The following is a 19,295-nucleotide window of genomic DNA, read 5'->3' as shown; positions in this document are numbered from 1 at the left end:
AGTGGAGGCTTCGCGTCCGACCGACCCGCGGCGGGTCGGCGATTACCAGGTGCTGGCCCGGCTGGGGTCGGGTGGTATGGGCCAGGTGTTCCTCGGCCGCTCGGCCTCGGGCCGCAGCGTCGCCATCAAGCTGGTGCACGACGAACTGGCCGGCGACCCCGACTTCCGGGTGCGGTTCGCCCGGGAGGTCGCGGCGGCGCGGGCAGTCGGCGGCGCGTTCACCGCGCCGCTGATCGACGCCGACCCCGACGCGCAGCGGCCCTGGCTGGTCACCACCTACCTGCCCGGCCACTCGCTCCAGGCCACGGTCGACCGGTACGGGCCACTGCCACCCGCCTCGGTACGGTCGCTGGCCGCCGGGCTCGCCGAGGCCCTGGTCGGGATCCACCGGGCGGGCGTGGTGCACCGCGACCTCAAACCCTCCAACGTGCTCCTCACCCCCGACGGCGCCCGAGTGATCGACTTCGGCATCGCCCGCGCCGCCGACGCCGGCACGGTGACCCGGACCGGCACCGCCCTCGGCTCACCCGGCTTCCTCCCCCCCGAACAGGCACTCGGCACCGGCAGCGGGGCGCCCGGCGACGTGTTTTCCCTCGGCGGCGTGCTGATCTTCGCCTCGACCGGGGAGGCGCCCTTCGGCGGCGGCACGGTACCCGAACTGATCTACCGGGTCGTCCACGAACCACCCCGCCTGAACGGCATCGCCGACCTGAAGCTACGCGCGGTCATCGCCGCCTGCATGGAGAAGGACCCGGCCAAACGCCCCGCCATCGCCGACGTCCTACGGTGGCTGGCCGAACTCGCGCCCGCCGCCCCACACGGCGTCGGCTGGCTGCCCCAAGCGGTCGCGACCGAGATCACCCGGCCGCCCCAGGTGCCCCCGCCACTCGCCGAGCACGCGGCCGGCGGACGCGGGGACGGCCGGCCCGCGGTCGGCAGGCGCGGGCTGCTCCGGGCCGCCCTCGCCGCCGCGGCCGTCACCGGAGTCGCCGGCGCCGCGAGCGCCGCGGTGCTGGTCCTCCGCGACCGGCCGGCCGACGCGGCCCCCAAGGGCGAATGGACGTTCCGGCCGCCGAGCGCGCCCATCGCCGGGCCGCTCGCGGCCGGCGACCTGGTGTTCGTCGCCGTCCGCAGCACGGGCGGCCCGACGAGGAGGCTGGTCGCGGTGGACCGCCGCACCGGGGCGCTGCGCTGGACCGCCGACGGGATGACGCGGCCGAACCCGGTCGTCCCGATGCACCTGACCATCGCCGGGCAGCTCGCCTACCTGCCCGGCTCGATCTCCCTCAAGGCGATCGACCTGCGGACCGGCTCGTCCCCCTGGACGGCTCCGGGCGCGTTCGACCAGGTCGACGCCACCCCGCCGGCCGCGGCCGGCCTGGTGTTCACCACCGTCAGGCAGGGCAACGCGCTCAACGCCCACGACGCCGTCACCGGCGCGCAGCGGTGGACGTTCAACACCGGAGGGCCGCTGAAGGCCGACCCGGTGGCGGTCCTCGGCTCGGTCGTGTGCGCCACCGAGGACGGGCGGGTCCTCGGGGTCGACCTCGCGACCGGGCAGGCGCGGTGGCGCTTCGACCTCCCGCCCGGAGGGTCGGGCGAGGTGAAGGCGGCCCCCGTCGTCATCGGCGGCGTCTACTACGTCATCGACGACTCCGGCGCGATCAACGCCGTCGACATCCCGGCGGGGAGGCGCAAGTGGCTGTCGGAGCCCACCCGGGGCGGTGACCGCATGGCGCTGGGCGGCGCGGGCGACACGGTGTTCGCGGCCGACCAGGGCGGTGCCCTGTACGCGTTCGGCACGGCCGACGGCAAGCTGCGCTGGCAGCGGACCTTCCCCGGCGCGAGCCGCAACGCCGAGATCCTGATCCCGGGGGTGGCGGGCGGGCTCGCGTACTGCTTCGCCAAGGACACCCTCTACGCGCTGGACCTGGCGACCGGCAAGGACCGGTGGCGCGTGGGCGGGCTCGCCAACGACTTCGACCGTCCCGCCCTCGGCGAGGGCGCGGTGCACTTCGCCAGCGGGAACAGCGTGGTGTCGTTCGCGGCGGCGACCGGGAAGGTGCTCCGCAAGCGTGACGCCCCCGGGGCCCGGGGCGTCACGGCGTCGGGCGGCTTCCTCTACTGGTACGACTCCGCGGGCGTCCACGCCGCCAAGGGGTGACCCGCCGGGCGGCCCTACCGGCGGGCCGTCCTGGCCCAGGCGTCCAGGAGGCGGCGCGCCGAGCCGCCGATCGGGCCCGCGGCGTCCGCGACCGTCGCCGCGTCCGCCGGGCGGGCGCGGGCGACGGCGTCCACCGCGCCGGCGGCGTCGGCGATCGTGGACGAGCAGACCGACAGCAGGTGCCCGGGGACGGTGAGCGCGGGGTCGGTGCAGCCGACCAGCGGCGTGCCGAGGGCGGCGATCAGGGGGAACACCGTCCCGGGGATCCCGATCGCCGCCTCGGCGCGCGCCGCCGCCCGCAGCGTCGGGACGTCGCTGATCTCGTACCGCTCCCACAGGGTCCGGTCCTCGCGCGGGTGCAGGCCGACCAGGACGCGGCGCCCGGACGCCTGGATCCGCTCGGCCGCCGCCAGGAGCAGCTCCGTGCCGGGTGCCGCCCCGCCGGTCCCGTCGGGACGGGTGACGGAGGTGACGACCAGCGTCACCCCGGGCTCGGGCGCACGGCGCGGCAGGTCGTCGGTCTGCGGGGAGCCGACGACGAGCGGGCGCCGCCGGGTGCCGAGGTACCCGGCGAACGCGCGCCCCTCCGCCGGGGACGAGGCGGTGACGGCGCGCAGGCGGGGCCGGAGCCGGCGGGCGCCCGGGGCCTCGGCCGGGCCGAGGTAGGCCAGGGAGCTCGCGGCGAGGGGCAGCCGCCGGAACCGAGCCGCGCACTCCAGCGGCCAGTCCCCGGCGCCGGTCACCACCAGCAGGTCGGCGGGCGGCGCGTGGCGCGGCGTCGCGACCGGCACCGGGCCGTCCGGGCCGGCCTGGGTGTAGTCGGGGACGAGCTGGGTCAGCCGTGCCCCGCGCCGCGCGGCCTCGGCGAGCAGCGGCTCGACATGGTAGGTCCCCCACGGCTCGTTCGTCGCGACCAGCACCCGGAGGCGGCGGCGCGGCGACGCCTCGGCGGGGGCGCCGAGCCCGATCAGCCCGGCCGCGCCGAGCGCGCCTCCGAGCACCGTCCGGCGGGATGCGGTGTGCACTCTTCGATCGTCGTTCACGCGGGTCACCGTAGGCGCGGCCGGCGACCCGCGGGTGAACCGCAGGGAAACCCCGGGTCAGGTGAAGGAGGCGACGGCCATCCGGACCGCGCGGTCGGTGACGGCGTCGAAGTCGTCGCCGGACTCGACCGCGGTGACGGCGGCGTTGACGATGCCCTGGAGCAGGTGCGCGGCGCGGCGGGGGTCGGGCTCGCCGAGCTCGGCGAGGGCCGCCTCGACGGGGCCGAGCAGGGCGCCGTGGGCGAGCGCGGCGCTGCCCGCGAGGGCGGCCGAGTCGGGCCCGCCCGCGAGCGCCTGCGCGACGCGGTGGCCGCCCGCGCGGACGACGTGGAGCTGGGCCCGCACGTAGGCGGCGATCCGCTCCTCGGGGGTGCCCGCCGCGGCCATCGCGGCGGCGATCGCGTCCACCCACTGCGGGACGACGGCGGCGACGACGGCGGCCAGCAGCTCGTGCCGCCCGGCGAAGTACTTGTAGACGCTGTTGCGCGCCAGGCCGGTGCGGCGGGCGACCGCGGCGAAGGTCACCGCGGCGCTGTCGCCGTCCTCCTCCAGCAGGGCGCGGGCGGCCTCGACGAGCAGCCGGCGCTGCCGCTCCCGGTGATCCGCGACCGTCGCGGCTTGGATCTTGGGCATCCGGACAGTCTACGGCGGGCGGTCCGGGCCGGACCCAGTTGGGGACGCGGCGTCCCTAACATGTATGTTGGCGACACCACGTCCCCAACTCTCCGCAAGGGTCCCACCATGTTCCTCGCGCTCCGCGAGCTGCGCGCGGCCAAGGGCCGCTTCGCCCTGATGGGCTGCGTCGTCGTGCTAATCGCCGCGCTGGTCGGCATCGTGTCCGGCTTCACCACCGGCCTCGGCGACGACACGGTCTCGGCGCTGCGCCGGCTGCCCGCCACCCATATCGCCTTCTCCGGCGACGCCCGCACCGACCAGTTCGCGCGGAGCCTGGTCGACTCCCGCACCGCCGCCGGATGGGGCGCGGAGAAGGGCGTCCAGGCCACCCCGATGGGGGTGTCGATCACGCGCGGCAGCACCGGCCGGGGCGTCCCGGTCGACCTGGCCGCCTTCGGCGTCGACCCCGGCTCCTTCCTCGCCCCGCGCGTCGAGTCGGGCGCCGGGCTGCGGCCCGGCGGCGACGGCGTGGTGATCTCCCGGCAGATCGCCGACGACGGCGTGCGGGTCGGCGACACGATCGTCATCGACCGGCTCGGGATCCGGCTGCCCGTGCTCGGCGTCACCGGCCGCTCGTCCTACGGGCACGTCCCCGTCGGGTACATGCCGCTCGGCACCTGGCAGCGGATCAGGTTCTCGGTCCCCGGCGCGGCCGGCGCCGGGGCCGCGCCGCCCGGCCAGTACAGCGCGGTCGCGCTGCGCGCCGGCGGCGGCGCCGTGCTCGGCGCCGCCGACGAGCGGCTCGGCACCCGCACCCTCGCCCGCGACGAGGCGTTCGCCGCCGCGCCGGGCTACTCGGGCGAGCGCATCACGATGAACTCGATCCTGCTGTTCCTGTACCTGATCGCGCCGCTGGTCGTGGGCGCCTTCTTCGCGGTCTGGACGGTCCAGCGGCAGCCGGAGCTGGCGCTGCTGCGGGCGCTCGGCGCGGCGCGGCGGCGGCTGCTGGCGCACACGCTGGTCCAGGCCGCGACCGTGGTGGTCGCCTCCACCCTCGTCGGCGCCGGGCTCGCGGCGGGCGCCGGGCTGGCGCTCGGCTCGGCCGTCCCGTTCAGCCTGCCGCTCACCACCCTGCTCGGCACCGTCGCCGCCGTCACCGCCGCCGGACTCGCCGGCACCGCCCTGACCCTGCGCCGCGTCACCTCGGCCGACCCCCTCACCATGCTCGGAGGCAACCGATGACCCTGCGTCTCGAGGACGTCACCGTCGTCCACGGCAAGGGCGACGCCGAGAACCGCGTGCTGGACGGCCTGGACGTGGAGTTCGCCTCCGGCGGGCTGACCGCCGTCGTCGGCCCGTCCGGATCGGGCAAGTCCACGCTGCTCGCCGTCGCCGGGGCGCTGCTGCGCCCCGCGTCGGGCCGCGTCCTGCTGGACGGCACCGACCTCGCCGCGCTGAACGACGCGCAGCGGGCCCGGATCCGGCGCGAGCGCATCGGCTACATGTTCCAGTCGGGCAACCTGCTGCCGAACTTCACCGCCGTCGACCAGATCCTCACCGTCGCCCACCTCACCGGCCGCCGTCCCGGACGGCACCGGGCCCGCGCCGAGGAGCTGCTGGAGGCCGTCGGCCTGGCGCACCGGCGCGGGCACCGGCCCGAGCAGCTCTCGGGCGGCGAGCGGCAGCGCGTCGCCCTGGCCCGCGCCCTGTTCCTGGACCCCCCGCTGCTGCTGGTGGACGAGCCGACGGCGGCGGTCGACCGCGGCCAGGCCGGGGCCCTGACCGGGCTGCTGGTCGAGACCGCCGAACGGCAGGACTGCATCGTGGTCGTCGCCACCCACGACCCGGTGGTCGCGGACGCCGCCGGACGCGTGGTGGACATGGCGCGCCTCACCGCCATGTCCACCTGAGCCGCACCCGTCCGGGCCGCACCCGTCCAGGCCGCACCCGTCCGGGCTGCACCCGGCTGGGGCCGTGCCCGGCGCTACCAGCGCATCCGGACCTCCTCGGCCCAGCCGAGCAGGCCGTCGACCTGGACGTCCTCGCCGGCGGCGGTGCGGATCCGCCCCGAGTAGCGGCCGAAGCACTGGTCGGTGCGGTTGGCGAGCAGGCCGGTGTCGATCCGGGCCGTCCGGTCGTGGAACGGGGCGAAGGTCAGGTCGACCAGCTCCGCGTCGGGCGTCCGGATCGTCCACGGGGCCAGCGGGTCGGCGAGGTCGTAGCGCCAGTCGAGCTCCTCGCCGATCTTGGTGAGCCGGCCGTCGACGCAGAGCGCGTTCTCGGTCGTGCCCGTCCCCTCGGTCCACCTCCCGCCGAGCTGGAGCCCGACGAGGCGTCCCCCGGTGCGCCCGGACGCGGCACCCCAGTTCCAGGTGACGGCGCGCGGCCAGCGGCCCCGCCCGTGGTCCAGGACGCCCCACGCGTCCTCGCCGAACGCGTACTCCTCGGTGCCGATCCGGACGCTCCCGGAGGCCGGGCGCGCCGTGTGCTTGGAGGTGTACTGGAACCGGTCGTCGCTCCACGGCACCACCACGCTGAGCGTCTCGTGCCCGTCAGGCAGGCCGACCGTCAGGTCCGCCTCGACCGGCAGCCCGTCGGGGGTGACGCACCGCGCGCGCAGGCGGGTGCCGCCGGGCGCCTTCCGGATCGCGACGCGGACGCGCCCGCCGGTCGGGCGCTCCGGGCCGACCGTCACGTCGGCGCCGCCCGCCCCGGCGATGCGCTCGGGCAGGCTCACGCCGAGGGCGAACGGCGCGATCGCCGAGCGCTCGAACTCGCGTCCCCCGTACTCCAGGAAGTAGACGCTGCTGAGCGCCAGGTAGTCGAGGTCGCTCACCGTCAGCGCGATCAGGTGCCGGGGCGTGGTGACGCACCAGTACTCCCAGCGTTTCGTCCGCCCCCAGCCGCGCAGGTTGGCGCGGTGCACGGGCGACCGGGACCAGCCTGCGGCGGCCGGGTTCAGCCGCCCGTCCGGCAGGCACAGGTCGACCGGGCCGGTGATCTCACGCTCCGGCATCGCCCCTCCAGCCGCGGGGGTCGAGGCCGCCGGGGACGGGCGCGGACGGGTCGTAGGGCTCGCGGGTGAACACGAAGGTGTTCACGTCGAGGTGGCTCACCGTGCCGTCGGCGCGCCGGACGACGCGCAGGGTCTCCCCCTGGTGGTAGCCGTCCAGGCCCGTCCACGTGCCGTCGCCCTCGGGCCGGAACCGCCCGCCGGGCGCGCGCTTCGCGGACGGGACGAGCGACAGCCACCCGTCCGGGAGCAGCCGCAGCGTGTACGGCGCCGGGCCCCAGTACCAGGGCCCGGTCAGCGCGAGCAGCGCCGGATCGGGGTCGTCCATCGGCGTCCACTCGGCGGGCAGGCCCGGCTCCAGCTCGGCGACGAGGTGCACCAGGTCGGCGGCGAGGCCGCCGATGGCGATCCCGGCGGTGGAGTTGGACAGCACGACGGCGCCGATGCCCTCGCCCGGCTCGGCCCACACCGCGGCGCGGAACCCGGGCATCGAGCCGGTGTGCCCGGCCAGCCGCATCCCGCGGTCGCGCAGGAGCTGGATCCCGAGGCCGTAGCCGGAGGTCCAGGTCAGGGCATCCTCCACCACGGCGGGCTCGCGCATCTCGGCGACCGTGTCGGGGCCGAGCACCCCCCCGGTGTCGCCGCCGACGAACGCCGCCCAGCGGGCCATGTCGCCGGCGGTCGACCAGAGCTGCCCGGCGGGGGCCATCGCCGCGGCGTCGTGCTCGGGCTCGTCGAGGACGGCGTCGGCCCACGGGTGCACCGCGAGCCCGGCGGCGTGCGGCGCCTCGGGACGCGTGGTCGTCCGCGCCATCTCCAGCGGGCGGAGGATCTCCTCGCGCAGCGCGGTGGTCCACTCGGTGCGGCGCAGGACCGCCACGAGCTGCCCGAGCACCCCGAACCCGACGTTGGTGTAGTGGAACCGCCGCCCGGCGCGGTGCCGGACCGCGTCCTTGCCGAGTGAGGCGTTCAGGGCGTCCCACTCCCCTCCCGGGGTGCGTTCCCACCACTCGCCGGGCGGTTCGGCGGCGAGCCCCCCGCTGTGCGCCAGGAGCTGGCCGATCGTGCGGTCGCCCACGGCCGTGCCGGGCAGGTGCCGGTCGAGCGGGTCGTTCAGGTCGATCAGGCCCTCGTCGCGGAGCCGCATCACCAGCACGCCCACGAACGTCTTGGTGATGGAGCCGACGCGGTACTGGGTGCCGGCGTCGGGGGCCCGCCCGTCCACCCGGCCGCGCCCGCCCGACCAGACCGCGCGGCCGTCGCGCACCACCGCGGCCGACACCGACGGCGCCCGCTCCTCGGCCTGGGCCACCGCGATCCGCCTGAGCAGCGCGCGTTCGGTTCCGGGCAGCAATGACATCGTCGTCCTCTCGTTCGGCTCTCCTTGCCTTCGCGTTCTACCAGTACGGGGCGCGCAGTTCCCGCTTGTTCAGCTTGCCCATCTCGGTGCGCGGCAGTTCGGCGACGAAGTCGACCGAGCGCGGGCACTTGAAGTGGGTGAGGCGGTCGCGGCAGAACGCGATCAGCTCGTCCTCGGTGACCGCCCCGTCGCGGGCGACCACCACGGCCTTCAGCTCCTCGCCCATCTCCGGGTGCGGGACGCCGACGCAGGCGGCGTCGGCCACGCCCGGATGCTCGAACAGGACCTTCTCGGCCTCGGCCGGGTAGAGGTTCACGCCGCCCGAGACGACCATGTCGGAGAAGCGGTCGGTGAGGTAGACGAACCCGTCGGCGTCGACGTAGCCGATCTCGCCGAGGGTGAAGACGCCCGGCTCCAGGTGGGCGGCGGCGGTCTTGTCCGGGTCGCCCTCGTACAGGACGCCCCGGCCGGTGGGGTCGCGGAAGTACAGCCGGCCCTCGGTGCCGGCCGGGACCGGGTCGCCCGCCTCGTCCACCACGAGGGTCTCGAACGGCGGGACGGGCCGTCCGACCGAGCCGGGACGGGCCAGCCAGTCGGATGAGTCGATCACGGCGACGGTGCCGGCCTCGGTCGCGCCGTAGGCCTCGACGAGCACCGGCCCCCACCACTCGATCATGGCGCGCTTGACCTCGACCGGGCAGGACGATCCGGTGTGCGCGACGAGCGCGAGGCTGGACGGGTCGTACCGGTCCCGGACGGCCCGCGGCAGCTCCAGCAGCCGGACGAAGTGGGTCGGCACCATCACCGAGGCCAGGGGCCGCCACCGGTCGATCGCGCGGAGCACCCGCTCGGCGTCGAACCGGCCGAGCACCCCCAGCTCGTTCCCGGCGGCGAACGCGCGCACGCCGATCAGCGGGCCGGTGTGGTAGAGCGGGCTGACGGCCAGGTGCGGGCCGAGCATCGTCAGGGGCTGCTCGCGGAGGGCCTCGACGTGCTCGGCGATCGTGCGGCCGCCCGCGAACATGTTGGGCGGCAGCGGGGCGCCCTTGGGCACGCCCGTGGTCCCGGAGGTGTAGAGCAGGTTGGCCCGCGGCTCCAGGTCGGACGGCGGCTCGGCGGGGGACGCGGCGGCGAGCACGTCCTCCCAGGGCTCGGCTCCCGGGACGTCCCGGCAGCGCCAGGCGATGACGCGGGAGATCCCCGCCAGCCGCGCGGCCTCCACCGCCCGCGCGGCGTTCTCCGGCCCGGTGAGCAGCAGGGCCGCCCGGGAGTCACCGAGGATGTAGGCGGTCTCGGCGGCGGTGAGGTGGAAGTTGACCGGCACCACCGACATCCCGGCCAGCAGGCCCGCCACGTGGGCGAAGACCGTCTCGGCGGAGTTCTCGGCGTACACCGCGACCCGCGCCCCCGGCCCGAGCGGCAGCAGCGCGTTCACCGCGCGGTTGAGCAGGTCGTCGGCCTGGGCCCAGGTCAGCTCTCTCCGCTCGTCCCGCAGGGCGATCTCACCGGGCCGGGACGCGGCGTTGGATGCGGTGGCGACGGCCATGGGCGGTCCTCCCGGAGAGCATGTTCCACGTCACACCACCCAAGCACATCGGGGATCAGGAGTCCCGGCCCCACAGATACGCGCCGTAGCCCATCAGCAGCACGCCGCCGAAGGAGAACAGCGCCCTGACCCCGTTCCAGAGCGTCCAGCGCCCCGAGTAGTCCGACCAGATCCCGGCGGCCTCCGCGAGGTCGGACGGGACCTTGACGGCGTCCAGGTCGTTGTTCATCGGCACGTTGACCACGACGGTCGGCATGAAGGCGCCGACGAAGTACACCGCCGCCGCGGCGAAGAACAGCAGCGCGGCGGACTTCTGGCCCGCCGTCAGCAGCAGCACCCCCGCGATCACCGCCAGCACCGGCGCCAGCATGAAGGCGCCGAGGAACAGCGGGTTCTGGATCCTCTGGTTGATCGCCTGCATCGCGGCGATCGCCGACGTCGCCCGGGTCGCGTTCAGGCCCGGCATCACCCCGACCGAGAAGGCGAAGAAGGTGCCGGCCATCCCGGCGGCCATCAGGAACGACAGGGCCGCCGTGACGGCGGTGAGCGCGGATCTCATGGGCACGATGTCCTTTCGGAGTACTCAGGCGTTCCAGACACCGGTGGCCGCGGTCTCCCGCGCGTAGTCGGCGAAGTCCCGGGCATCGCGGCCGAGGGCGCGGCGCACGCCGTCACCGACCCCGGAGTTGCGGCCGTCGAGCACCGTGGTGAACAGGTAGGTCAGCAGGCCGGCGACCTCGGCGGGCACGCCGTGCCCCTCCAGCGCACCGGCGTACTCCTCCGGCCTCACCCGGACGTACCGCACGTCCCGCCCGGCGGCGCCGGCGATCTCGGCGACGGCCTCGGCGAAGGTGAGCGCGCGGGGGCCGGTCAGCTCGTACACCCGCCCGGCGTGCCCGTCCTGCGTCAGCGCCGCCGCGGCCACGTCGGCGATGTCGCCGGCGTCCACGAACGGCTCGGGCACGTCCCCGGCCGGGAGGACGACCTCGCCGCCCCGCACCGGGTCCAGGAGGTAGTCCTCGCTGAAGTTCTGGGCGAACCAGCTCGCCCGCACGATCGTCCAGGCGAGGCCGGACGCGCGCACGATCTCCTCGCACGCCCGCGCCTCCTCCTCGCCGCGCCCCGACAGGAGCACCACCCGGCAGACCCCGGCCGCCTCGGCGGCGGCGGTGAACGCCGCGATCGCGGCGGGCGCGCCGGGCGCCGCGAGGTCCGGGTAGTAGACGAGGTAGACCGCGGCGGCGTCGCGGAGCGCGGGCGCCCAGGTCCCCTCGTCGGTCCAGTCGAAGGGCCGGTCGGCGGTCCGGGAGCCGATCCGCACCGGGACGCCGAGGGCCTCCAGCCGCTCCGCCACCCGGCGGCCGGTCTTGCCCGTCCCGCCGAGTACCAGGGTCAGGCCGGTGTCGTTCGTGTGCTTGGTCATGCCCTTCAGTCAACAGGCGGGCAGGTCGGGCCACCATCGCCGAGAAGCTCGCCACCATGTCCGAGCGTCTAGGGTGACGCGCATGGACGCGCTCGCCGATCTGCTGGACGGGCCCCGCGCCCGAGGGGCGTTCATGCTCCGCTCGACGCTCGCGCCGCCCTGGTCCGTGCGGATCCGGGACGAGGCGCCGCTCACCCTGCTGGTGATGGTCCGCGGCGAGGCCTGGATGCTGCCGGACGGCGGCCCGCCGGTGCAGGTGCGGCCGGGCGACATCGCGATCGTCCGCGGGCCGGGCCCGTACACCGTGGCCGACGACCCCGCGACGCCGCCGCAGGTCGTGATCCATCCCGGGCAGCACTGCACCACGCCCGACGGGGTGAGCCTCGCGGAGGCGATGGACCTCGGCGTGCGCGCGTGGGGCACCGACCCGGACGGGCCGGCCGAGATGCTCATCGGCACCTACCAGCTGCGCGGCGCGGTCACCCGGCGGCTGCTCGCCGCGCTGCCCGCGATGCTGGTGGTGCCCGGCGAGACCTTCGACTCGCCGCTGCCCGGCCTGCTCGGGCAGGAGATCGTCAAGGACGAGCCGGGGCAGGACGTGGTGCTCGACCGGCTGCTCGACCTGCTGCTCATCGCGGCGCTGCGCGCCTGGTTCTCCCGTCCGGGCGCCGCCGCGCCCGGCTGGTACCGGGCGCACGGCGACCCGGTCGTCGGGCCGGTGCTGAAGCTGCTGCACCGCGACCTGGCCCGGCCCTGGACGGTGGCCGGGCTCGCGGCCGAGGCGGGCGTCTCCCGCGCGGCGCTCGCGCAGCGGTTCGGCCGGTTGGTCGGCGAGCCGCCCATGGCGTACCTGACCGGCGTGCGCCTCGCGCAGGCCGCCGACCTGCTCCGGGAGACCGACACCACGCTCGACGCGGTGGCCCGCCGGGTCGGCTACGGCGACGCGTTCGCGCTCAGCACGGCGTTCAAGCGCGAACGCGGCCTCAGCCCGCAGGAGTACCGCACGGGCGCCTCTGCCTGACCGGCGGCGAGCCGCCGCACCGGCAGTACGGCCAGCGCGGCGGCTCGGCGGCTCGGCGATCAGCCGGTGAGGCGGGCGGTGGAGCTGGCGGTGCCGCCTCCTCTCGCCTGGAACGCCACCGCGAGCACGCCGGTCGCGCCCGGGAGGGTCACCGAGCGGGTCCCGGCGCCCGCGACAGTGATCTTCTTGGTGCCGAGGACCTTGCCGTCCCAGACGTGCGCGTAGGCGGTGCCCGGCCCGGTCACGCGGAACCGGAACGTGGTGGTCCCGCCGGAGACCGCGGGGCGGCCCACGATGCGGGCCGTGTCGGACGGCGGCGCGGCGGGCCCGCCCGCGAGCGGGATGCCGGTCCCGGCGGCCTGGACGATGGACTGCGGCGAGTTCACCGACGCCGCCGCGTCCGTCGGCATCACCGGCGGCGGGGCGGTGGTGGGCAGGCCGGGCGGCGGGGTGTGGCCGGGCAGGGCGGCCAGGCCCCAGCGGTACGGGTCGCCCTGCACCCCGCCCCACGTGGACCAGCCGATCCGGGTCTGGCCGGTCTTGTCCCGGGTGTCGGAGTCGTAGACGAACAGGTCCAGGCCCATCCGCTCGGGGTCGACGGCGGCGGGCAGCGCCCTGAACGGGATCTCCGCCTCGACCGTGTAGCCGGTGTACGGCTCGGAGACCGTCGCCGCGACCCGCATGCCGGGCGCCGTCTCGGGCCCCGCGCCCTGGTGGTGGTCGGCGTCGCGCTCGAAGCACGGCCCGCCGTCCGACGTCCTCGGGAGGATCCCGGTCTTGAACGTGGTGGAGGTGTTCTCCGAGTCGCCGCGCGGGTCGATCCCGATCTCGACCGCGTCGGTGCGCCAGTGCCGCTTGCAGTCGTCGGCGCCGAGCACCGTGCCGGGCGTGTCGTCGCGCACGGCGACCAGCACGTGCAGCGCGTCATCGGTCCAGGTCACCTTGCCGGTGGCCGAGCAGTCCGCGGCCGAGCCGCAGGCCGTGCCCTCCCACAGGCGCGACAGGTCCAGTGCCTTGCCGGGATACTCGCCGGGCTCCTCCCTGCCGTCCACGGTGGGGGCGGCCGCGGCCTTGGGCAGCTCGGCCACCGGGACGAGCTCGAGCGCGCCCCGCTGCCGGTCGGGCGTGCCCGGACCGCCGGTCGTGGTGACGGTGACCGGGTAGTCGCCGCCGTCGCCGCCCGCGTTGGACGTCGGGAGCGCGGCGTCGGTGTTGGTCACGGTGAAGGTCACCGAGCCGGTCCTCCCGGCCGCCAGCTCGTACGGCCTGGAGGCGGGCGCGGCGGCGAAGCCCTTCGGCAGGCCCAGGGTGACGGTGCCCGACCGCGCCGAGCCGGTGGTGTTGGCGAGGTCGACGCGCACCTCGCGGGACCGGCCCGACCCGAGGGTCAGGACGCGCTTCACCCTGCCGGTCGTCGCGGGGAGCCCGGTGCGGGCCGCCCAGCCGTCGAAGTCGGCGACGCGGGGCAGCGGTTCCAGCGCGCCGGTGACCTCCGGCCTCACCTCCACGGACGTCGCCGTGCCGCCGCTCCCGCGCGCGCTCCGCAGCGCCCCTTCGATCCGGACGCGGCCGGGGCCCGCCGTGGCGGGCGGCCGGACGGTGAACGTGGCGGTGCGCTCCCTGCCGCCGCCGCCGACCGTGCCGAGTGCGCCCGAGCCCGAGACCGTCCACCCGCGCGGGACCGAGAGCGCGGCCTTCGCGTCCGGCAGGGCCTTGGGCGAGCGGGCGTGCGCGGTCACCGTGAACGCGCCGCCGGCGGTGACGCCGAACGAGCCGGTGGTCAGGGAGAACCCGGTGCCGGCCGGGAGTCCCCCGGCGGCCGGGGCGAGCGCGCCCTCGAGCATCGCCGCCGCGTCCCGGTTCCCCGGGGTGAACGGCACCCGGCTGTGCGCCTGGGTGAAGTAGTCGCAGCCGATCTCGCCCGGATCGGACGGCGCGTCCGGGAACCCGCCCCAGCCCTGGCTGACGTACACCCGCTGCGCCTCGCGCTCGACCTGCGCCCAGGTCTTCCCGCCGTTGCGGGCGGACGCGCGCCCGCCCCACACCCCGTACACGACCGCGCCGGGGTCGTCCGGCGTGAACGCGCTCGCGCACGCGGAGCCGGCCGGCCCGGACGCGCCGCCGCTGGTGAACAGCCGTCCGGGCGCCCAGGTGCGCATGCCCGGCAGCACCCGGGGATCGGCGGCGGCGAAGTACGCCTCGGACGCGAGCCGGGCCGCCTCCTGGTGGTTGCCGTGCTGGCCGGGCAGCGGCGCGGGCTCCATCGTGACGATCACCTTGGGCCGGGTCTCGCGGACCACCCGCACGACCTTCTCCAGGGACGCGGCGTGGTCCCAGACGTCCTGGGTCAGCGGCGTGCTGACGGTGTAGTAGAAGTCGACCTTGTCGAGGTAGTGGACGTCCCGGACGCCGGCCTTCCCCACCGCGCGCCGCTCCTCGTCCTCGCGGAGCAGGCCGAGGGGCGGTCCCTCCTCGGTGCCCGCCGCGTTCCCGCCGCCCTCGCCGCGGGTGACGGTGAGCACGCCGACCTTGGCGCCCGCGTCCTCGCCCCACTGGCCGAGGGTCGAGAGCGAGCCGGCCTCGTCGTCGGGGTGGGCGCCGACGAACAGCACGTCCAGCCGCCCGTCGCCGGTGTGCCGGGCGGCGGCCGGAGCGGGTGGCGGCGGGTCGGCCGCGCTTGGGGGCGCGGGAACGAGCCACGCGGCGAGCGCGGCGGCGATGACGGGTAGGGCGAGTCTCCTCATGAACGCTCCTGTGGTCGGTCCCTACTCCTTGATGGCCCCCGAGAGCATGCCCGCGATGAAGTGCCGTTGCAGGAAGAGGTAGACGGCCACGATGGGCGCCGCGATGATCAGCGCGCCGGCCATCAAAAGCGCGTAGTCGGTCTGGTGGCCGCCCTGGAAGAACGACAGCCCGAGCGGCGCGGTACGGACCCCGTCGTCGGCGTTGAGGATCACCAGCGGCAGCAGGAACTCGTTCCAGGTCCACATCGAGGTCAGCACGACCATGGTGAGGATCGCCGGGCGGCCCATCGGCACCAGCACCCGCCACAGCGTGGTCCAGCTCGACGCGCCGTCCATCCGGGCCGCCTCCAGCAGCGAGCGCGGCACGCCCCGGAAGTAGGCGCGCATCCAGAACGCGCCGAACGCCACCGACTGCGCGGTCTGCGGCAGGATCACCCCGGCGTAGGTGTTGTCCAGGCCCGCCGAGCGCAGGTCGAAGTAGAGCGGGACCACCACGGCCTCGGTCGGGATGGTCAGCCCGGCCAGGAACAGCAGGAACAGCGGGCCCGAGCCGCGGAAGCGCAGCGCGCCGAGCGCGTACCCGGCGGTGATCGACAGCAGCGTCCCGGCCACCACGGTGACGGTGCTGACGATCAGGCTGTTGCGCAGGTAGAGGGCGAAGTGGCCCTCGCGCCAGGCGTCCGCGAACACCCCCGGATCGGCGTCCGGGAGGCTCAGCGCCGTCGCCACCACCCCGATCATCGGGAACAGCGCGATCACCGCGAAGACGACCAGGATCGCGTGGTTCAGCCACCGCTCGCGCGCGGAGATCACGGCGCCTCCCCCGGCCGGCCCTCGGCGAGCCGCCCGACGGCCGCGGTGACGGCGAACACCAGCACCGCCAGGGTGACCCCGATCGCGCAGGCCAGCCCGACCTCGCCGGTGTTGAACGCCCGGTTGTAGACCTCGTAGGCGGGGACCTTGGTCGAGTCGCCGGGGCCGCCCTTGGTGGTGATGTAGACCAGATCGAAGTTGCGCAGCGCCGCGATCGTCGTCAGCGTCAGCGCGACCGCCAGCTCGCGCCGCAGGGCGGGCAGGGTGACGGCCAGGAACTCGCGCACCGGTCCGGCGCCGTCGATCCGCGCCGCCTCGAACAGCTCGCGGGGGATCTTCTGCACCCCGGCCAGGAACAGCACCATCGCCAGCCCGATCTCGACCCAGGTGCCGATCAGCCCGACCGCCGGGAGCGCGAAGGTGAAGTCGCCGAGCCAGCCGCGCGACCAGTCCGGCAGCCCGAGCCGGTGCAGCCCGCGCAGGACGGTGTTGACCGGGCCGTCCGCGGAGTAGACCCACTGCCAGGCGACCGCCACCGCGACCATCGCGACCACCTGCGGCAGGAACAGCACCGTGCGGAAGACCGCCAGCCCGCGCACCCGGGTCCGGGAGATGATCGCGACCAGCACGAACGCGATCAGGCACGGGACGATCGCGTAGAAGACGGCCAGGATCAGCGCGTGCCCGAACGCGGCGCGCAGGGACGGGTCGGTCAGCGTCTCGGCGTAGTTGGACAGGCCCGCCCAGGTCCCCGCGCTCACCCCGTCCCAGTCGTACAGCGAGAACCAGACGCCGCGGACGAGCGGCCAGAGCAGGAACACGGCGTACACCAGCAGCGCGGGCAGCACGTACAGCCAGCCGATGGTGCGCGGCTCGCCGGGCGGGCGCGCGTGCGGGGGGCGGGCCCGCGGCGTGCGGAGGCTCACTTGCCCTTCAGGAATTCTTCGTAGTCGCGCTGCGCGGCCTCCAGCGCCTTCTCCGGGGTGGTCCTCCCCGCGATCAGCTCCTGGAGCGGGCCGCCGAGGGTGTCGGCGAGGCCGGGGGTCGCGTAGTCGATGTACGGGGTGATCCCGTCGCCCTTGCTGAGCTCCGCCCACGCCGCCGCGACGTCCTTGGTCAAGGCGCCCTCGGGCCGCTTGGACGGGGCGGCGAGCGCGGGCAGGTTGCCCGTCTCGACCGACACGTCCATGGCCTGCGGTGAGGTGATGTAGTCGATGTAGGCGGCGGCGACGTCGGGATGCCTGGACTTGGAGGTGATCGAGAACGGCAGCGACTCGCCGCCCATCGTCGTCGGCGGCGCGCCCGCCTGGGCGGGCGGCGGCGCCATGAAGCCGGCCTTGGCGCCCATCTTCTTCTGGAGGTCGGCGGCCCACCAGTTCCCGCCGATCATGAAGACGCCCTGGCCCTTGGCGAAGTCGACCGGGGTGTCGTCCCACTTCACGGCGTTGGCGTCCTTGTTGAAGTAGCCCCGCTCGGCCCAGTCCGCGAGGGTTCGCGCGGCCTGGACGTTCGGGCCGTCGGTCCACTTCCCGCCCGTGCCGAAGATCAGCGACCGCACCGGGTCCTTCCCGGCGAGCTGGTCCTGGATCACCCCGTAGGTCTGCATCGCCGGGAGCTTCTCCAGATTGCCGAACACGACGGGCAGCTCGCCCTTGCCCTTGGCGGCGGCGAGCGCGCGCTCGAACTCGGCCCACGTCCGCGGCGGCCCGATCCCGAGGCGGGCCAGCTTCTCGCGGTTGACGTAGATGCCGACGATCTCGCCGTTCAGCGACACACCGTACAGGTCGCCGGTGCCGATCGACCTGCCGTCGGGGCTGACGCTGTTGAGGTCGGTCAGGGCCTTGGGATAGCGCTTCCTCCACCCGTAGACCCGGTCGTAGGGGGTGAGGGGCAGCAGCATCCCGGCCTTCACGAACTGGCCCATCGACGCGTACCCCTGGTTGGCCTGCACGACGTCGGGCGGGTCGCCGCCCGACAGCGCGAGCCGCAGCGTCTTCTGGAGGTCGGAGAACGACCGGGCCACCCGGTGGATCCTCACGTTGGGGTACTTCGCCTGGAAGCCGGCGTTGAGCCGCTCGATCTGCGCGCGCTGCCCGCCCTGCACCTCCTGGTCCCAGACGGTGAGGGTCACCTGGCCCGCCTTGGCCACCTCGGTGCTCACCTCCGACGGCGCCCTGCCTCCGGGCCTGCCGCCGTCCGCCCCGGGCGCGCACGCCACGGCGCCCGCCACCAGGACCGAGGCCGCGAGCAGCCTCCCAACCGGCTTCAGCATCTCCTACGGCTCCTTCCGAAGGGTCGGCTCGGCCCGGACGACCGTGTCGTCCGGCGCGTCGGGGATGAACGGGACGACGAAGGCGTAGTCGGCGAGCACCGACTCGGGGACCTCGCCGGACTCGCCGAACGCGGCGATCTCGCCCCAGCACGGGGAGCCGAGCGAGCCGCTGCGGTGCCGCACCGACAGCCCCGCGCACAGGTTGGCGAACCGCAGCCGCTCGGCGAGCGGGAGGCCCGCCAGGGTCGCGAACACGAACCCGGCGCCGAACACGTCGCCCGCGCCGGTCGCGTCGAGCGCCTCGACCGGCAGCGCCGGGGTCTCGGCCCGCTCCCCGGTCGCCGAGTCGATCGCCACCGCGCCGTCGCCGCCGCGCTTGACCACCACGACCGGGACCCGCCGGGCGAGCGCCGCCGCGGCGTCCTCGGGGCTGCCGGTCCGGGTGTAGGCCATCGCCTCGGCCGCGTTCGGCAGGAACACGTCCACGTGCTCCAGCCGGTCGAGCACGTCCGCCGACCAGGCCCCGGTCGGGTCCCAGCCGAGGTCGGCGAAGACCAGCGCGCCCGCGGCGCGCATCCCGGCCGCCCACGGCGGGACGGGCCGGTCGATGTCGACGAAGCAGGCCCGCGCCGCGGGCGGCGGCCCGTCCAGCAGGTCGCCGGCGGGGTGCGGGACGGGCCGCGCGAAGGTGACCATGCTGCGGTCGGCGGCGTAGGCCAGCGACACCGTCACCGGCGTGGACCAGCCAGGCAGCCGCCGGGACCGGCCGAGGTCGACGCCCTCCTGCTCGGCGAGGGTCCGCCACAGGTAGGAGCCGAACAGGTCGTCCCCGAACGGGGCCGCCAGCCCGACCCGCAGGCCGAGCCGGCTCATCGCGACCGCGATGTTGGCGACGCCGCCGGGCGCCGAGCCGAGGCCGTCGGTGACGACCTCGGTGCCGGGCGGCGGCAGGCCCGCCAGCCCGGTGAAGATCATGTCCATGAACACCGAACCGCTCAGGAACACGTCCAGGCCGCGCGCGGGAGCGCCGCCGTGCAGCAGCTCCCCCGCGGGCTCCCGTCCGGCGCACGGGTCGGCGAGCGAGGGTTCGGGCGGGCGGCCGGGGGCACCGGTCGGGGCCGCGGACGGCAGCGGGGGTGAGAACGGGGGCGGGAGCGGGGGTGGGGGGTAGGGATGCTCGACGTGGGTCTCGGTCACGGTCACGGCGCCTCCACACCGAGGCGGACATCGACGCCGGGAGCCTTTCCGGCGGTGCCGCCGGTCACACCTCCCGTACCGTCC

At 75.6% G+C, this 19,295-nt stretch carries 16 protein-coding genes; 4 read left to right on the top strand and 12 right to left on the bottom strand.

Features of this window, described 5'->3' with window-relative positions; translation table 11 throughout:
• Position 1 precedes the first annotated feature (1 nt).
• On the top strand, positions 2 to 2,164 hold the full coding sequence (locus tag QP090_RS30705; RefSeq protein WP_285943007.1) for a serine/threonine-protein kinase: 2,163 nt from the start codon (positions 2 to 4) through the stop codon (positions 2,162 to 2,164).
• Positions 2,165 to 2,178: 14 nt separating this feature from the next.
• On the opposite strand, the gene QP090_RS30700 is transcribed toward QP090_RS30705, so the two are convergent.
• Together QP090_RS30700 and QP090_RS30695 are read right to left on the bottom strand one after the other, a co-directional pair.
• Positions 2,179 to 3,207, bottom strand: coding sequence for a hypothetical protein (locus QP090_RS30700; protein WP_285943006.1), 1,029 nt, complete (start codon positions 3,205 to 3,207; stop codon positions 2,179 to 2,181).
• A 57-nt stretch (positions 3,208 to 3,264) separates the two neighbouring features.
• The gene (locus QP090_RS30695) at positions 3,265 to 3,840 is read right to left on the bottom strand and encodes a TetR/AcrR family transcriptional regulator (RefSeq protein WP_285943004.1); all 576 of its coding nucleotides are present in this window, start codon (positions 3,838 to 3,840) and stop codon (positions 3,265 to 3,267) included.
• Between the two features lie 108 nt (positions 3,841 to 3,948).
• Here QP090_RS30695 and QP090_RS30690 point away from each other — a divergent pair, with 108 nt between their 5' ends.
• On the top strand, positions 3,949 to 5,064 hold the full coding sequence (locus tag QP090_RS30690; protein ID WP_285943003.1) for an ABC transporter permease: 1,116 nt from the start codon (positions 3,949 to 3,951) through the stop codon (positions 5,062 to 5,064).
• The gene (locus QP090_RS30685; RefSeq protein ID WP_285943001.1) at positions 5,061 to 5,732 is read left to right on the top strand and encodes an ABC transporter ATP-binding protein; all 672 of its coding nucleotides are present in this window, start codon (positions 5,061 to 5,063) and stop codon (positions 5,730 to 5,732) included. The genes QP090_RS30690 and QP090_RS30685 overlap by 4 nt, the downstream gene beginning before the upstream one ends.
• A gap of 74 nt (positions 5,733 to 5,806) precedes the next feature.
• On the opposite strand, the gene QP090_RS30680 is transcribed toward QP090_RS30685, so the two are convergent.
• From QP090_RS30680 to QP090_RS30660, 5 genes are read right to left on the bottom strand one after another with little or no spacing between them, the layout of a single operon-like run.
• Complete coding sequence (locus QP090_RS30680) at positions 5,807 to 6,838, bottom strand: DUF2804 domain-containing protein (RefSeq protein ID WP_285943000.1); 1,032 nt, start codon at positions 6,836 to 6,838, stop codon at positions 5,807 to 5,809.
• Complete coding sequence (locus QP090_RS30675; RefSeq protein WP_285942999.1) at positions 6,825 to 8,195, bottom strand: serine hydrolase domain-containing protein; 1,371 nt, start codon at positions 8,193 to 8,195, stop codon at positions 6,825 to 6,827. Before QP090_RS30675 ends, QP090_RS30680 begins: the two co-directional genes overlap by 14 nt.
• 37 nt (positions 8,196 to 8,232) lie before the next feature.
• Complete coding sequence (locus QP090_RS30670) at positions 8,233 to 9,741, bottom strand: AMP-binding protein (RefSeq protein WP_285942998.1); 1,509 nt, start codon at positions 9,739 to 9,741, stop codon at positions 8,233 to 8,235.
• A gap of 55 nt (positions 9,742 to 9,796) precedes the next feature.
• Entirely contained in the window at positions 9,797 to 10,300 is a 504-nt protein-coding gene (locus tag QP090_RS30665) for an anthrone oxygenase family protein (protein WP_285942997.1), read from the bottom strand.
• 24 nt (positions 10,301 to 10,324) lie between these two features.
• Positions 10,325 to 11,164: an NAD(P)H-binding protein gene (locus QP090_RS30660; RefSeq protein ID WP_285942996.1), complete on the bottom strand. Its 840-nt coding sequence runs from the start codon at positions 11,162 to 11,164 to the stop codon at positions 10,325 to 10,327.
• Between the two features lie 82 nt (positions 11,165 to 11,246).
• On the opposite strand from QP090_RS30660, the gene QP090_RS30655 reads away from it, so the two are divergent.
• A complete protein-coding gene (locus tag QP090_RS30655; RefSeq protein WP_285942995.1) occupies positions 11,247 to 12,185 on the top strand; it encodes an AraC family transcriptional regulator in 939 nt (312 codons plus the stop codon).
• Between the two features lie 59 nt (positions 12,186 to 12,244).
• On the opposite strand, the gene QP090_RS30650 is transcribed toward QP090_RS30655, so the two are convergent.
• Genes QP090_RS30650 through QP090_RS30630 form a run of 5 tightly spaced genes read right to left on the bottom strand, consistent with a single transcriptional unit; the run spans position 12,245 to position 19,217 of the window.
• Entirely contained in the window at positions 12,245 to 14,929 is a 2,685-nt protein-coding gene (locus QP090_RS30650) for a sugar-binding protein (RefSeq protein ID WP_285942994.1), read from the bottom strand.
• A gap of 21 nt (positions 14,930 to 14,950) precedes the next feature.
• Complete coding sequence (locus QP090_RS30645; protein ID WP_285942993.1) at positions 14,951 to 15,742, bottom strand: carbohydrate ABC transporter permease; 792 nt, start codon at positions 15,740 to 15,742, stop codon at positions 14,951 to 14,953.
• Positions 15,739 to 16,668 (bottom strand): carbohydrate ABC transporter permease, encoded by a 930-nt coding sequence (locus QP090_RS30640; protein WP_285942992.1) that lies wholly within the window; start codon positions 16,666 to 16,668, stop codon positions 15,739 to 15,741. The genes QP090_RS30645 and QP090_RS30640 overlap by 4 nt, the downstream gene beginning before the upstream one ends.
• Entirely contained in the window at positions 16,665 to 18,014 is a 1,350-nt protein-coding gene (locus tag QP090_RS30635; RefSeq protein WP_285942991.1) for an extracellular solute-binding protein, read from the bottom strand. Before QP090_RS30635 ends, QP090_RS30640 begins: the two co-directional genes overlap by 4 nt.
• A gap of 3 nt (positions 18,015 to 18,017) precedes the next feature.
• Entirely contained in the window at positions 18,018 to 19,217 is a 1,200-nt protein-coding gene (locus QP090_RS30630; protein WP_285942990.1) for a PfkB family carbohydrate kinase, read from the bottom strand.
• Positions 19,218 to 19,295: the final 78 nt, after the last annotated feature.

The sequence above is a fragment of the Actinomadura xylanilytica genome, assembly GCF_030283145.1.
Lineage (GTDB): Bacteria > Actinomycetota > Actinomycetes > Streptosporangiales > Streptosporangiaceae > Spirillospora > Spirillospora xylanilytica.
Note: the sequence above shows the minus strand (reverse complement) of the source record. Positions and strands in the feature narration are given on the sequence as shown.

Bases quoted from the DNA above. Each gene is read 5' to 3' on its own strand.
- QP090_RS30695 (WP_285943004.1), bottom strand. From the start codon at position 3,840: ATGCCCAAGATCCAAGCCGCGACGGTCGCGGATCACCGGGAGCGGCAG.
- QP090_RS30690 (WP_285943003.1), top strand. From the start codon at position 3,949: ATGTTCCTCGCGCTCCGCGAGCTGCGCGCGGCCAAGGGCCGCTTCGCC.
- QP090_RS30685 (WP_285943001.1), top strand. From the start codon at position 5,061: ATGACCCTGCGTCTCGAGGACGTCACCGTCGTCCACGGCAAGGGCGAC.
- QP090_RS30680 (WP_285943000.1), bottom strand. From the start codon at position 6,838: ATGCCGGAGCGTGAGATCACCGGCCCGGTCGACCTGTGCCTGCCGGAC.
- QP090_RS30675 (WP_285942999.1), bottom strand. From the start codon at position 8,195: ATGTCATTGCTGCCCGGAACCGAACGCGCGCTGCTCAGGCGGATCGCG.
- QP090_RS30670 (WP_285942998.1), bottom strand. From the start codon at position 9,741: ATGGCCGTCGCCACCGCATCCAACGCCGCGTCCCGGCCCGGTGAGATC.
- QP090_RS30665 (WP_285942997.1), bottom strand. From the start codon at position 10,300: ATGAGATCCGCGCTCACCGCCGTCACGGCGGCCCTGTCGTTCCTGATG.
- QP090_RS30660 (WP_285942996.1), bottom strand. From the start codon at position 11,164: ATGACCAAGCACACGAACGACACCGGCCTGACCCTGGTACTCGGCGGG.
- QP090_RS30655 (WP_285942995.1), top strand. From the start codon at position 11,247: ATGGACGCGCTCGCCGATCTGCTGGACGGGCCCCGCGCCCGAGGGGCG.
- QP090_RS30650 (WP_285942994.1), bottom strand. From the start codon at position 14,929: ATGAGGAGACTCGCCCTACCCGTCATCGCCGCCGCGCTCGCCGCGTGG.
- QP090_RS30635 (WP_285942991.1), bottom strand. From the start codon at position 18,014: ATGCTGAAGCCGGTTGGGAGGCTGCTCGCGGCCTCGGTCCTGGTGGCG.